We start from the raw sequence: 12,945 nt of genomic DNA, 5'->3' as shown, positions 1-12,945 counted from the left end.
TTCACTCTTAGAGTGAAAATCCCTGCTGACTACCATGATGAATAAGAAGATGATCCGACTGGAAGATGTCACTCTGTTTGTGCGTTCAGCCGCACTCGGCAGCTTTTCACGCGCGGCGCGCGAGGTGAATTTACTGCCCGGACAGGTCAGCGCGGCAATTCAGCGGCTGGAGCGGGAATTGGATCGCCGCTTGTTCGCCCGTTCTACCCGCAGCCTGCGCTTAACCGCCGAAGGGGAAAAGTATCTGCCCTTTGCGCAGGAGATGCTGGCGCTGATGCATGCCGGTGCCGAAAGCTTGCAGAGCGATGAAGATGCGCTGAGCGGCGAGCTAAAAATCGCGCTGCCGTCGGATATTGGTCGCAATATTTTGCTGCCGTTGATCACTGACTTTTGCCGCGCGCATCCGGCGCTGGCGGTGCGGCTCTCCTTTTCCGACCAGATCAGCGATGTGTTTCGCGATCCGGTGGATATCGCCATTCGCTACGGCAAACTGGAAGACAGCAGCTACGTGGCGTTGCCGCTGGCGGAGGACAATCGCCGCGTGATGGTGGCGTCGCCGGATTACCTTGATCGTCACGGTCGCCCGCAACAGCTGGAGGAGATTGCCCAGCAGCATCATGGCCTGCTGTTTATGATGGGCGGCCACGTTTACGACAAATGGACCTTTCCGCAGGATGGCATGCGCCGCCAGATCACGGTGAAAAGCCGCATGCTGTGTGATGATGCCGAAGTGGCGCGCCGCTGGGCCATCGCCGGCATGGGCATCGCGTATAAATCGTGGATTGATGTGTGTGACGATGTGCTGGCCGGCAGGCTGGAACGCGTAATGCCGGAGATGCCGGGTGAAAGCACGCCGCTGCACCTTATCTGCCCACATCGCAAACAGTTTTCCCCGGCGATCCGCGCGCTGCATGAGGTGCTGCGTACGCCGCTGCGTGCGTTAACCGCGAAGCTTTAATGCGGAATTATGAAACTAAATGGTTTAATGGCATCAGCGCGTGATGATTTTAAAAAAAATTTAACGTTCACCGGTATACTTATGTATCGACTCAAATGTATCGATCATTACGTGCGCATCGATAATGTTTTCAAATAATTGTAATAATTCCGACTTGCTATGACTGGAGACTATTTCTACTTCAACGTCTGGAATGTAATCATTTTCAATACTATAACCTCTGACTTTTCCTTTCGCTTGTTCCATAAATTGCAACACATCCGTTAGACACTCTGCCCTAAACTTATACAACCGTAATTTTTCCAAACCTTTCTTGTTATTGGAGAAAAGCGTTCCAATACGGCAGCGAGCGCAGGCAAACGTAAAAACATCATGATACGCATGCTTAATCTCAACCAAATCATTACTGCTGACAATCAGTTTTTCAAATTCACTGACACCATCTTTTCCAAGAATCGATGCTAGAATTAGTTGCGTTAAAACTTCTTTAAGAAGATCGAAATCTCTACTTCTTCTGCTATCTGCAGTCTTTCGGCTCTCATTTTTTAAGGAGCTCAGATACATGATATCTATTAGTTTCACATGATTATCATTTGTTATCATGATATTTTTTTCATGTAAATCCATATGCACCAAACCTTGATTATGTATAAATTCCAATCCTTCAATTATTTGTGCACCTACATCATAAAGATCATGTTCATTGTGTTCATAATTTAAATAAACATCCAGCGTGTCGCCTTCAATAAATTCCATGATGATGGATTTTTTGATGCCAGCTTCAGGAATATCTACATCTTCAATTGAATAAACATTAACAACATTGCGATGACTTGCTCGAATAAGGACTTCTGCATGTTCTTCTAACGTGGAGACGTTGGCTCCAGCCTCCTTCATTACTTTGATCGCGACCTTTCTATTTAAATCGTCCATCCCTACCCATATTTTGGCATAGTTGCCATCATTTAAATAAACATCGCACACTACTTTCATATAGCATCCTTGTATTAATGCGCATTGAACTCATCGTTGATTTAACGAAAAAGCATTACGCCATTCATGCCGACCTCATCACATCAACTTACCCTGGAAAATCGGCACCGATTCGAACAGATAGCCATCAAAATCTGGCGCATCGGCATCAGATAACTCCAGCAGCGTGTTCTTGACGTTTTCCAGGTGCTGCCACATCGCCTGCCAGGAACCCATCACATCCCGGCGGCGCAGCGCGGCCAGAATCGTTTGATGATCGCCCAGCCACTTCAGGCGATAGGCGCGGGTTTCATACTGCGGTCGCAGTTGCTGCCAGAGCGGGCTGGCTTCGTGATGACGCCAGACGCTGGTCACCGTATCGAGCAGCATCTGATTTTGCGTCGCGCCTGCCAGTAGCAGATGAAATAGCTTGTCGTTATCCTGGCTGCTGTCGTTGAGTGCAATGGCGCGCTGCTCTTGCTCCAGCGTGCGGCGCAGGTTTTCAATATCGGCTTTGGTGGCCATTTTGGCAGCGAAGGCTGCGATGTTGCTCTCCAGCAGCTGACGCGCCTGCAACATCTCGAACGGGCCGACATCGCTGCGGAAAAAGGCCTCTTCCGCATCCTCGCTTTCCGAAGGAATGCGCATCACGTAAACGCCAGAACTTTGACGGATATCCACCGTGCCTTCCAGCTCCAGCATTAGCAACGCTTCACGCACAATGGTGCGGCTCACGCCCCAGGTTTCGGCCAACTGCCGCTCTGGCGGCAGTCGTGATCCAACCGGATAATGACCATCAAGGATTTGCTGACGCAGATGCTGACCAATTTCCTGATACTGCTTTTTCTCTTGTGGCGCTTCGGCTTTTTCCACGCTCTCACCCTTTTGCATCATGGTGCATTCGGCCCGGCCGCGTCCTGTGCGAGCCGGAGCCTGACTGCTATCTGGGCGCTAGTGTACCAAAGCCAGTGCCTGATCGAGTACCTTTGCACCATTCAACGTGCCGTAAGCCACGGTATCGATCACCGCAATCGGCAGTTGATAGCTGTCGGTCAGCTTTTTATTCTCCTCCAGCTTAAAGCGCACCTGCGGTCCCAACAGCACCACCACCACGTCCTGACCGTAGTTTTGTAACTCTTCACGCAGGTTCTGTTCCGGAATGGCGTAGATCTGGTACTCAAGACCGCGTGCTACCGCCTCTTTCTCAATGCGGGTGACTAACATCGAAGTCGACATGCCTGCCGCGCAGGCCAGAATAATGCGTTTCATTGGTGGTCCTTATTTGGCTTCATCGTCAATGTTGAGGGTCAATTGCTGGGTATCGCGCAATTGACGGAACCAGTGCGCGGATTTCTTCATCCGCCGCTGCCGCTGGTTGTCTAGGTCGATCTCGATCAGTCCGTAGCGGTTTTTGAAGGCGTTCATCGGCGAAACGTTGTCGGTAAACGCCCACAGCATGTAGCCCTGACAGTTGCTGCCCGCTTCACGCGCACGCACCGCCTGGTAAAGATGTTCAGCAATAAAGTTGATGCGGTAGTCGTCCTGAATTTCGCCCTGCGTATCCTTAAACTGCACTTCGTTCTCGATGCCCATGCCGCTCTCGGCCACAAACCACGGCAAATTGCCGTACTCCTGTTTCATGCGCTGCGCCATGTCGAAAACAATGCGTGGCTGAATTTCCCAACCGCGCGAGCTGTTCATGCGGCGGCCTGGCAACTCAAAATGTTCGTAGTAAAAAGCGGGATGGAATGGCGTCTCTGGGTGCCAGGCGCGTGAAGGCGCTTTAACACGATGCGGATAGTAAAGATTCAGCCCCACTTCATCGACGGTGTTGGCGGCGATGATCGCCAGCTCTTCCTCGGTCGCATCCCACTGCACCTCATGTTTATCCAGCAACTGCAGTAATTCCGCTGGATAGACGCCTTTGATTGCCGGATCGAGAAACACCCGGTTGTAGAACAGATCGTAGATTTTTGCGGCTTTAACATCGTGCGCCGCCGAAGAGCGCGGATAGGTCACTTCCGGATTGAGAATGGTGCCCACCGTGCCAGCATAACCCTGCTGACGGAACAGCTTAACCACCTTCGCCGTGGCGAGATTTTTATGGTGATTCCACTGCATCCACTTATGGGTGTTCTGCTCATACGGCCAGCGCAGTGCATCAAGATAGACGCGCGTCTGCACCACAATCGGCTCATTGAAAACAAACCAGCGCGTCACTTTTCCGGCGTAGCGGGCAAACACCTTCTCGGCATAGCGAGTAAAAAGCTCAACCACATGTTTTGATTGCCAGCCGCCGTACTCTTCCAGCAACTGTAGCGGCAGTTCGTAATGTTCGAGACACAACATCAGTTCAATGCCCTGACGCTGCATCTCGTCAATCAGCTGGTCGTAGTAGGCCGCGTACTCCTCATCAACCACCGCGTTTTCATAGTCGGTGAGAAAACGCGACCAGTTGATTGAGGTGCGATAGTGCGTCAGCCCCGCCGCTTTCATCAGCGCCACGTCTTCGCGGAAGCGGTTGATAAAATCCGTTGCTACCGCCGGTCCATAGCCGTTATGCCAGACGTGGCGATCCTGCTGATACCAGGCATCCAGATACGAATCCTGGCCGGCTTTTTTGCCGCTCCAGCCTTCGGTTTGCCAGGCCGATGCCGCCGCGCCGAGAATAAAACCCTGCGGCAGCGCAATGGTGTGCTTACTCATAGATTCTCCTTAATTTTGTGCCAGTTCGGCCTGCAGATTTTTTGCTTCCGCCGCTTCGGCGCGACGCGCGGCCACCTTGACAAAAGGCAGATAAATCAACACCGAAACTACGATGCAGATGATCTGCGTCACCACCGCGCCCATCGAACCGGCGGTAGAAAGCCACGCATTGATGATCGGCGGCGTAGTCCAGGGAACCATCACCACCGCTTTACCGGCAAAGCCCATCACCGTGGCGAAATAGCCAATCGAACCGGTGACCAGCGGCGTGATGATGAAGGGAATGGCGAGAATGGGATTGAGCATGATCGGCATACCAAAAATCACCGGCTCATTGATGTTGAATAAGCCAGGTCCAAACGACAGTTTGGCGATTTCACGCATCTCTTTACGTTTGGTGGCAATCATCACGGCGGTTAACAGCCCGATAGTCAGGCCGGAACCGCCGATGCTCATGTACACATCCCAGAATGGCATGGTGATGATGTTTGGCGCTTCCTTACCCTGCTCGAAGGCGTTCATGTTGACCAAAATCGCCCCCAGCAGCAGCGGCTCACGAATCGGTTTCACCATCTGGTTGCCGTGAATACCAATTACCCAGAACAGCTGGGCAACAAACATCAGCAGCAGAATGCCCCACAAGCTCTGCACCACCGATTCAAGTGGCTGCTGCACCACTTTGTACACCGCGTCGTACAGGTACATGCCGGTGATCTGATGGAAGATAAAGCCAAAGGTGGCGACCAGCGTGACGGTGATGATCGACGGAATCAGCGCAGAAAATGACGCGGCAACGTTCGGCGGCACGGTATCCGGCATTTTGATTTTCAGCCGTTCAACCTGCTCCAGCCGGCAATAAATCTCCACCGACAGAATGGCGATAAACATGCCGAGGAACAGACTTTTGGTATCGGAGAACTGTTTCGCCAGCACATCGGTTACCACATGCATCTGGCCATCCACCAGCATTTGCAGCGTGGTGGGCGTCACCGAGATGAAGCAGATGATCGCCAGCAGGCCGGGAAACAGCGTTTTAATGCCGTTAATGCGGCCCAGTTCGATACCAATCAGAAACACCGCGCCGATATTCAGAAAGCTCAGCGTGGCGTAGTTAATGCTACTGGTGATCGGTTTCAGATCGGCGAGAAACGACAGCGCAGAGAAACTGGCGAGGCCATTTTTCGGGTCCAGCACCATGTTGGAAATCAGCACCGAAAACGCGCCGACGATGATCACCGGCATCAGCGTAATAAACGAGGCTTTGATCGCCATGATGTAGCGGTAGCTGTTGAATCGCGTGGCAAAGCTACCCAGTGAATCGATAAGACGTTCCTGTAGAGACATTGGTCAACCCTCAGCGGTTTTAAGTGTTATGCATCAGCTTGATGGTTCGTGGCATACCAAAATGGCGATATTTGCCGTTAATTTCTGTGATCATGCTCGCGGAACTCCTTTTTGGTATTCCGGTAGCATCTTTATTACCAATTTGGCATACCAATAAGTGAGGCGGATATGGATTTTGAACAAACGATGATGGAGTTGCTGATTAATGCTGGTGAGGCGCGATCGCAAGCCATGATGGCGATCCAGCAAGCGCGTAAAGCTGACTGGCAAGGGGCGGACGAGGCTTTAGCGGCATCCGACGAGGCCGCGAAAGCCGCGCATAAAATCCAGACCGCGTTGATTGGCGCCGATGAAGGCAGCGGCAAAGTGCCGGTCACGCTGATTTTGGTGCATGCGCAGGATCATCTGATGACGGCGATGCTGTGCCGCGATTTGGCAGGCGAGTTGGTGCTGTTAAGGAAGGAGTTGCATGGGGAGTAAGGGTGCAGCACGGTAAATTTAACCGACATCAAATGCTATACGGCTATTAACCGTACGCGTTGACTTATCAAAGCGATAAGGTTTACATTATCCGCATACGGTTATTAGCCGTACCAAGCTAACTGAAATGAAAGACTTCACTCACATTGCAACGCTGCATAAGTTTAAGGACTGACGTCAACAGGAGGCGTTTTTACTCAACGAGGCTCTCGCTATGCCAAAAGTATCCGCACTTTCCACCGATACGCGCGCCGTTAAAGATGCGCGCGTAGAGTTAAAAACCAGTTCGAATCTCAAAGAAGTCTTAAAGGAAGCAGCAACCGCTGCAGGGTTAGATTTGAGTGCCTTTATCTTAAATGCGGCGCTTGAGCGTGCAGAAACCGTTTTGGATAATCAGCGACGTCGCCAGCTTTCGGAAGAGAGTTGGCAGCAAGTGAATCAGCTCATGTCTGAACCTGCAGCTCCGACGCTGGCGTTACAAGCGTTGATGCGAAGGAAAAGAGCAGATGGAAAATTCACGGAATAACAGCGCTGACGTTATGGTGTGCGCTTATCAGGCTGATATCACCTATCCCGGTAATAAGCACTTCGATTGCGGCAACGCAATTATCAACTCCTTCGTGCGCAACTCGCTTAAAAAAAGCGTAAAAGAGGGAAATTGTGCAGCGAAGGCGTTGATTGATGCTAACTCGGGCGAACTGTTGGGTATTTGCACCTTCAGCGCCTACTCCCTGTTGAGACAAAAGCTCACAGGCGTGGTGTCCGGTTCAATGCCAGCCGAAGCCGGCGTGGTGCGCCTGGTTATGCTGGGAGTCGCCGTCAAAGAACAAAACAAGGGTTTTGGACAGGATTTGTTAGGCGAATTCTTCGAACACGTCAAAATAATCCATGACGCATTACCTGTAAAAGGCGTTTATCTTGACGCTGAACCCAAAGCCGTGAATTTTTACACCCGCCTGGGATTTGTGGCATTGCATGAGCCGCCCAATGTATTTGGCGCAATCCCGATGTTTCTGGCGATTCAGCACATACTCGCTGCGTAATCCATCATGATTAACCGAGGAACCTATGGCGCTGTCACATGAAATGATTCTGATCTACACCACCTATTTCGTCGCTACCGCCAGTCCCGGCCCGAGCAATATGGCGATTATGGGCACGGCGATGAAACAGGGACGCGGCGCGGCACTGGCATTAGCGAGCGGCGTGATTGGCGGTTCAATGATGTGGGCGCTTCTGGCGGCTTGCGGGGTTCTCACCGTGCTGGCCACCTTTGCGCAACTGCTGATTGTGCTGAAGATTGGCGGCGGATTGTATCTGCTGTGGCTGGCGTTCAAAGCAGGGAAATCGGCGCTGCGTCGGCCAGATGCCAGTGAATTCGCACCGGTCAGCGAAAAAGCGCGATTCGGCAGAATGTTTCGTCAGGGCATTTTGATGCACGTCGGCAATCCTAAAGCGATTTTGACGTGGGTGGCGATCATGTCGGTGGCGTTAAAACCGGGTGCGGCGGCATCAACCTTGCCGATGATTGTTGCAGGCTGCGCGGCAATTTGTGTGCTGGTGTTTGGCGGTTACGCGCTGCTGTTTTCCACTGCGGTGATGACGGCTTTCTACCGCCGCATCCGTCGTGGGCTGGATGCGCTGCTGGCTTGCTGCTTCACAGTTGCGGGATTGAAGCTGGTGTTTAGCCGGAGTTGATGTGGGCAGGTCGCCATCAATGGCGACCTGAAAAAACCATACTGGTGCGCATTTGTGCGCACCCATACATCAGGAATTATTCGGCGGCGAGGCGTCGGTTTCGCTGAACGCGGGCTTCTGGCGCGTTACAGAATAGACCACGTTTTTCGGGCTGTTCGGATCGGTGGTGACATCCACGGATGCGATGGTCACTTTGCCAAAACCAAACAGCGTCTGCACGTAACCACCAATCTGGTGTTTACCTGGCGCAACACGAATTTCTCGTTTTTCACCCTTCTTCAGCAACCCCGCATCCTGACCATCTACCGTCACATAGACAGAAGAACCGTCATCGGTACGCGTCACCAGGTGCGAAACATTAATCACCGTTGGGCCGGTCTCGAATGGAGAAGGCGAATCATTATTGTCGATTGGCGCGCCGGTTGCAGGCTGAGCGGCGGACGCATCCGCAGTCGCAGTGCTGTCATGAGATGTACCAGTAACGGCGGCAAGGCGGGCGCAGCCGGTGAGCATGATTGTTGCCATCAAAGTGGCTAAAGTGAAGCGCGATAACATCGTGACGAAAAACCCCTGCTAAATGAGAAGCGCGTATTTTAACGTGCCTTGCAGAGTGATGACAGTCACACAAATACAGTATTTTCCGAAAACCGCTTAATAAATACCTGGCTGAAAAGCGCGTCGCACGGAATGCGAAACGAAACGGCGGCCACGCAGGCCGCCGGAGGGAATTACCAGCTGTAGCTGACGGAAGCCACAATGGTGCGACCGCTGCCGTAGAAGCAGGCGCTTTCATTACTGCATGACGCCACGTAGTGCTTATCCGCGAGATTATTGACGTTGAGCTGCAGCGTGGTGCCACGCAGCGAGTTCGCCGCTTCGCCCAGCTCATACTTCGCCATCGCATCATACAACGTGTAGTGCGGTACTTTGTCGACGCCAATTTCATCCGCTGGCGCGGTGCCGGTATAACGTACGCCGCTGCCCAGCGTTAAGCCGCTCAGCACGCCATCAAGGAAGGTATAGCTGCCCCACGCCGACGCCGCATGACGCGGAATGCTCGACGGTGAATGGCCGATGCGCTGCGTGATGCTGCTCTCTTTGGTCACCGCATCGGTGTAGGTATAGGCCGCTAACAGTTTGATCTCTGGCGTAATCTGCGCATGCGCTTCGGTTTCGATGCCTTTCGAACGCACTTTACCAATCTGCTCGTTATAACCGGTCACGCTGTTATAAGCAGTGATATTTTTCTGCGTGATATCAAACGCTGACACGGTAAACACCGCATCCCAACCTACCGGCTGATACTTCACGCCCACTTCGGTCTGTTCGCCGGTGGTCGGTTTAAAAGGATCGGTGCCTGGCGCGCCGCTGTTGAGGTTTGGCTCGAACGAGGTGCTGTAGCTGACGTACGGTGAAATGCCGTTATCGAATGCATAAAGCAGACCCGCGCGGCCAGTGAACTTGTTGTCATTCTGCTGGGTTTGGCTGTCGTCGGTGCGATCCTGCGTGCGCACTTCGCTCCAGTCGTGACGTCCGGAGAGCAGCAGGTTCCACTGATTCCACTCCAGCTGATCCTGCAGATAAACACCCACCTGATCGAGCTTCTTGCGCGTGCTGGTAGTGAGTGTCAAATCGCTCTCGTTGATGCTGATGCGCGTCGGATTCGCCCAGTCGAGGATGTACTGATCGCCGCTGTCGCGCCACAGTTTGTTATCGACGTCGCTCCACTTGTAATCGAGCCCGCCGAGCACGGTGTGCGCGATGTTGCCGGTTTCAAAGGTGGCTTTCAGCTGGTTATCAAGACCCAACTCTTTCGACTTGATCTTGTCATGCTGTGGACGACGATTGATGGAGTGATCGTTATCGGCATCAAAGGTATACACCAGATATTTGTACGATTCGTCCATGTTGCTGTAGCGCAGATTCTGCGTGAAGCTGATGTTATCGCTTAAATTGTGCTCGAAGATATAGCCGATCGAAGTCTGTTCGCGCTTGGCTTCGTTGAAGCTCGGATCGCTGACGTTGAAATCGTAAGGGATAAACCCAGCGCTGCTCTCTTTCAACGTACCGCTGGCCGGCAGGAAGTTACGGTATCCCGCTTTCGGCTCGTTCTGATACATCGTCAGCAGCGTAAAGCTGGTGTCCGCGTTTGGCAGCCAGGTTATCGCTGGCGCAATCGCCATGCGCTGCTGTTTATTGTCCTTAACGAACTCATGTTTGGTGCTGGCAATACCGTTCAGGCGGTAAAACAGCGTGTTGTCATCATTCAGCTTGCCGCCAAAATCAAACGCCGCTTCACCCAAATGCTGATTGCCGGTGCTGAGCTGTACTTTGTGAATGCTCTGCGCGGTCGGGCGCTTGCTGGTCATGGCCACGATACCGCCCGGATTCACCTGGCCGTACAGCACAGAAGCTGGGCCGTGGATCATCTCTACGCGCTCCAGCAACCAGGGATCGATCTGCCCCGCTGCGCCCGCCTGGCCGGATAAACCGTAGCTCAGGCCATCAAGGAATTTTGGCGCGTAGCGGAAACCGCGCGCGATGATCTCATCATTACGGTTGGAGTTACCGCGATAGTTGGTCAACACGCCGCTGCTGTAGCTCAGCGCATCCGCAACGGAGGCCGCAGCCTGATCGTCCATCTGCTCGCGGGTAATCACCGAAATGGATTGTGGGGTTTTGCGCAGCGGCGTCGCGGTTTTGGTGCCTGCCGCGCTCTCTTTCGCCACGTAGCCCTGCAGCGGCGAAGTCACGCTTTCACGCGTGTCGGCGTTGACGGTAAGGGTCTCTTCGGCGGCCACGCTGAAGGCGGCCGGAGCCACTAACAGAATTGAGGCCAGAGAAAGGTACAGAGGATTGAATCTGAACTGCCGTGCCACAGCAGGTATTGCTGAATTTTTAGCGTTAACGGACATAGTTGCCATCTCTATTTCAAACTGCCTTGTAAATGAAATAATCCGTTCAGTCGCCCTCGCCTAACGACAATGGCCGTAACGGATTGAAATATTAATCTCTTGCGTTATTGACGGTCCTAATTTCCCTGCGTGACGTCCTTCACAAAATAATCCACTGAAATTACGAAGGTTTATCAGGAACGAAAAATCATATTGCAAATGTAAATCGTTATCAATAGCATTTGCATTAGCTTTGGTTAAGTAAAGACAGTGAACAAAATGTGGAGATGGGTTGCAGGATGTTTCAAACAAGCGCAGAAAATACAACGCAGACGTGGTTGCCCGCCGGGACAGTTGCGCAATGGTTGCAGCAGGCCGAAGTAGGAAGCGAAAGCTGGTGGCAGCGGCTTTACGCGGTCGGTACGCCGCTGGTGGAGCGAGACGAAAGCGGCCAAACGACCATGCACTTCTTCTGGCGCGATCCCGAAGGACATTCCGCACGTTCTTCCACTAAACGGGTTTATGTCGATATTAATGGCGTCACCGATCACCACAGCGAAGCGCCAGAAAGTCTGGTGCGCGTCGGCGACAGCAACGTCTGGCATTGGTCGACTGCCATTGAATCTGACTGGCGCGGCAGTTATAGCCTGATCCCCGCCACCGCGCAGCAGTTACCGCCGCTGTTTTGTGGCGATGATGCCGACTGCCGCGCGCTGCAGCGTAAGTGGTGGATCTCGCTGATACCGCTGGCGATCCCCGACAAATTCAATCCCACGCCGCCGTTTCTCAGCAGCCGCCGTTTTGCGCTGAGCAACGCGCACATGCCGGATGCGCCGGTTCAATCGGCCTGGCGCGCGCTGGATGCCGGCATGGCGGAAACCTGGCCGGATACGCTGCAAACCCTGCAGTGGCACAGCGCGTTGCTCAACGTCACACGCAACGTCTGGCTTTATAGCACCGGAACAACCGCTCATCCCGAACAGCGTCCGCTGGCAATCCTGCTCGATGGACAAAACTGGGTGTACGGTCAACCGATTTTCAGCGCGCTGGATCAGGTCACCGCCGATGGCGCCCTGCCGCCCGCCTGCTGGCTATTTATCGATGTTATCGACAGCCAGCACCGCGAAGCCGAATTGCCGTGCAATGAAACCTTCTGGCAGGCGGTGCAGCAGGAACTGTTGCCGCTGGCACGCCAGCACGCGGCCTTTAGTAGCGACGCTGACCGCACGCTGGTGGCCGGGCAAAGCTATGGCGGACTCGCCGCGCTCTATGCCGGATTGCACTGGCCGCAGCGTTTTGGCCGCATTCTTACGCAATCCGGCTCCTTCTGGTGGCCGCATCTGCAATACATCCGCGACTACGCCAATCGCGAGCAGCACGCACCCGGCTTGCTACTCGAGCGGCTGCAACAGGGCGATTTACCGCCGGGCAAGCTGAAGATTTTCCAGGAAGTGGGCGATCGCGAGGCGGACATGGTGTACGTCAACCAGCAGATCGTCCCGGCGCTGCAAGCCGCAGGCCATGAATTACATTTTCGCCGCTTCGCCGGAGGGCACGATGCGTTGTGCTGGCGTGGCGGTTTGATCGACGGCTGCCACTGGCTGCTGGCCGATTTTCTCTCCCCTACATCAACCTCTGAAGGTAACCACCATGTCTGAACAACAGAATCCGTTTGATAACGACGCGCTCGATTTTTTTGTGCTGCTTAACGCGCGCCAGCAATACAGCCTGTGGCCCGCTTTTGCCCCGGTTCCGGCAGGTTGGCACAACGTGGCGGGACCGCTGACGCGCAGCGCCGCCATTGAGTTTATCGAAGCAAACTGGCACGACATGCGGCCAGCGACGCAACAGACGTCGTCTACCGCGCATTAAATTTTTTTAACTTTCTCTTTT

At 53.4% G+C, this 12,945-nt stretch carries 14 protein-coding genes; 7 read left to right on the top strand and 7 right to left on the bottom strand.

The window, feature by feature from the left end:
• Positions 1 to 49: 49 nt before the first annotated feature.
• Entirely contained in the window at positions 50 to 958 is a 909-nt protein-coding gene (locus ACYAC5_RS20900; RefSeq protein ID WP_462063413.1) for a LysR family transcriptional regulator, read from the top strand.
• A gap of 60 nt (positions 959 to 1,018) precedes the next feature.
• Here ACYAC5_RS20900 and ACYAC5_RS20895 read toward each other — a convergent pair whose 3' ends face one another.
• The 5 genes from ACYAC5_RS20895 to ACYAC5_RS20875 all read right to left on the bottom strand — a co-directional run bounded on the left by ACYAC5_RS20895 (position 1,019) and on the right by ACYAC5_RS20875 (position 5,980).
• A complete protein-coding gene (locus tag ACYAC5_RS20895) occupies positions 1,019 to 1,951 on the bottom strand; it encodes a protein kinase domain-containing protein (protein WP_462063343.1) in 933 nt (310 codons plus the stop codon).
• 78 nt (positions 1,952 to 2,029) lie between these two features.
• Entirely contained in the window at positions 2,030 to 2,803 is a 774-nt protein-coding gene (locus ACYAC5_RS20890) for an FCD domain-containing protein (protein WP_036650080.1), read from the bottom strand.
• Positions 2,804 to 2,881: 78 nt separating this feature from the next.
• Complete coding sequence (locus ACYAC5_RS20885; RefSeq protein WP_008110135.1) at positions 2,882 to 3,199, bottom strand: PTS sugar transporter subunit IIB; 318 nt, start codon at positions 3,197 to 3,199, stop codon at positions 2,882 to 2,884.
• A 9-nt stretch (positions 3,200 to 3,208) separates the two neighbouring features.
• The gene (locus ACYAC5_RS20880) at positions 3,209 to 4,636 is read right to left on the bottom strand and encodes a glycoside hydrolase family 1 protein (protein WP_192413225.1); all 1,428 of its coding nucleotides are present in this window, start codon (positions 4,634 to 4,636) and stop codon (positions 3,209 to 3,211) included.
• A 9-nt stretch (positions 4,637 to 4,645) separates the two neighbouring features.
• Entirely contained in the window at positions 4,646 to 5,980 is a 1,335-nt protein-coding gene (locus ACYAC5_RS20875) for a PTS sugar transporter subunit IIC (protein ID WP_061719102.1), read from the bottom strand.
• Positions 5,981 to 6,148: 168 nt separating this feature from the next.
• Between ACYAC5_RS20875 and ACYAC5_RS20870 the strand changes: the two genes are divergently transcribed.
• From ACYAC5_RS20870 to ACYAC5_RS20855, 4 genes are all read left to right on the top strand, one after another.
• Positions 6,149 to 6,460: a PTS lactose/cellobiose transporter subunit IIA gene (locus ACYAC5_RS20870; RefSeq protein ID WP_110866737.1), complete on the top strand. Its 312-nt coding sequence runs from the start codon at positions 6,149 to 6,151 to the stop codon at positions 6,458 to 6,460.
• A 214-nt stretch (positions 6,461 to 6,674) separates the two neighbouring features.
• Positions 6,675 to 6,986 carry a type II toxin-antitoxin system TacA family antitoxin gene (locus ACYAC5_RS20865; protein ID WP_110866736.1) on the top strand — a complete coding sequence of 104 codons (312 nt, stop codon included), beginning with the start codon at positions 6,675 to 6,677 and terminating at the stop codon, positions 6,984 to 6,986.
• The gene (locus tag ACYAC5_RS20860) at positions 6,967 to 7,503 is read left to right on the top strand and encodes a GNAT family N-acetyltransferase (RefSeq protein WP_192413226.1); all 537 of its coding nucleotides are present in this window, start codon (positions 6,967 to 6,969) and stop codon (positions 7,501 to 7,503) included. The genes ACYAC5_RS20865 and ACYAC5_RS20860 overlap by 20 nt, the downstream gene beginning before the upstream one ends.
• Before the next feature lie 25 nt (positions 7,504 to 7,528).
• A complete protein-coding gene (locus tag ACYAC5_RS20855; protein WP_277975089.1) occupies positions 7,529 to 8,158 on the top strand; it encodes a LysE family translocator in 630 nt (209 codons plus the stop codon).
• Positions 8,159 to 8,227: 69 nt separating this feature from the next.
• On the opposite strand, the gene ACYAC5_RS20850 is transcribed toward ACYAC5_RS20855, so the two are convergent.
• Both ACYAC5_RS20850 and ACYAC5_RS20845 read right to left on the bottom strand, forming a co-directional pair.
• Complete coding sequence (locus ACYAC5_RS20850; protein WP_462063338.1) at positions 8,228 to 8,713, bottom strand: hypothetical protein; 486 nt, start codon at positions 8,711 to 8,713, stop codon at positions 8,228 to 8,230.
• Between the two features lie 173 nt (positions 8,714 to 8,886).
• On the bottom strand, positions 8,887 to 11,073 hold the full coding sequence (locus ACYAC5_RS20845) for a TonB-dependent siderophore receptor (protein ID WP_462063336.1): 2,187 nt from the start codon (positions 11,071 to 11,073) through the stop codon (positions 8,887 to 8,889).
• Between the two features lie 278 nt (positions 11,074 to 11,351).
• Between ACYAC5_RS20845 and fes the strand changes: the two genes are divergently transcribed.
• Complete coding sequence (gene fes / locus ACYAC5_RS20840; RefSeq protein WP_462063334.1) at positions 11,352 to 12,710, top strand: enterochelin esterase; 1,359 nt, start codon at positions 11,352 to 11,354, stop codon at positions 12,708 to 12,710.
• Positions 12,703 to 12,924, top strand: a complete 222-nt coding sequence (locus tag ACYAC5_RS20835; RefSeq protein WP_110866731.1) for an MbtH family protein — start codon at positions 12,703 to 12,705, stop codon at positions 12,922 to 12,924. The genes fes and ACYAC5_RS20835 overlap by 8 nt, the downstream gene beginning before the upstream one ends.
• Positions 12,925 to 12,945: the final 21 nt, after the last annotated feature.

This window comes from Pantoea sp. y20, from assembly GCF_054903455.1.
Note: the sequence above shows the minus strand (reverse complement) of the source record. Positions and strands in the feature narration are given on the sequence as shown.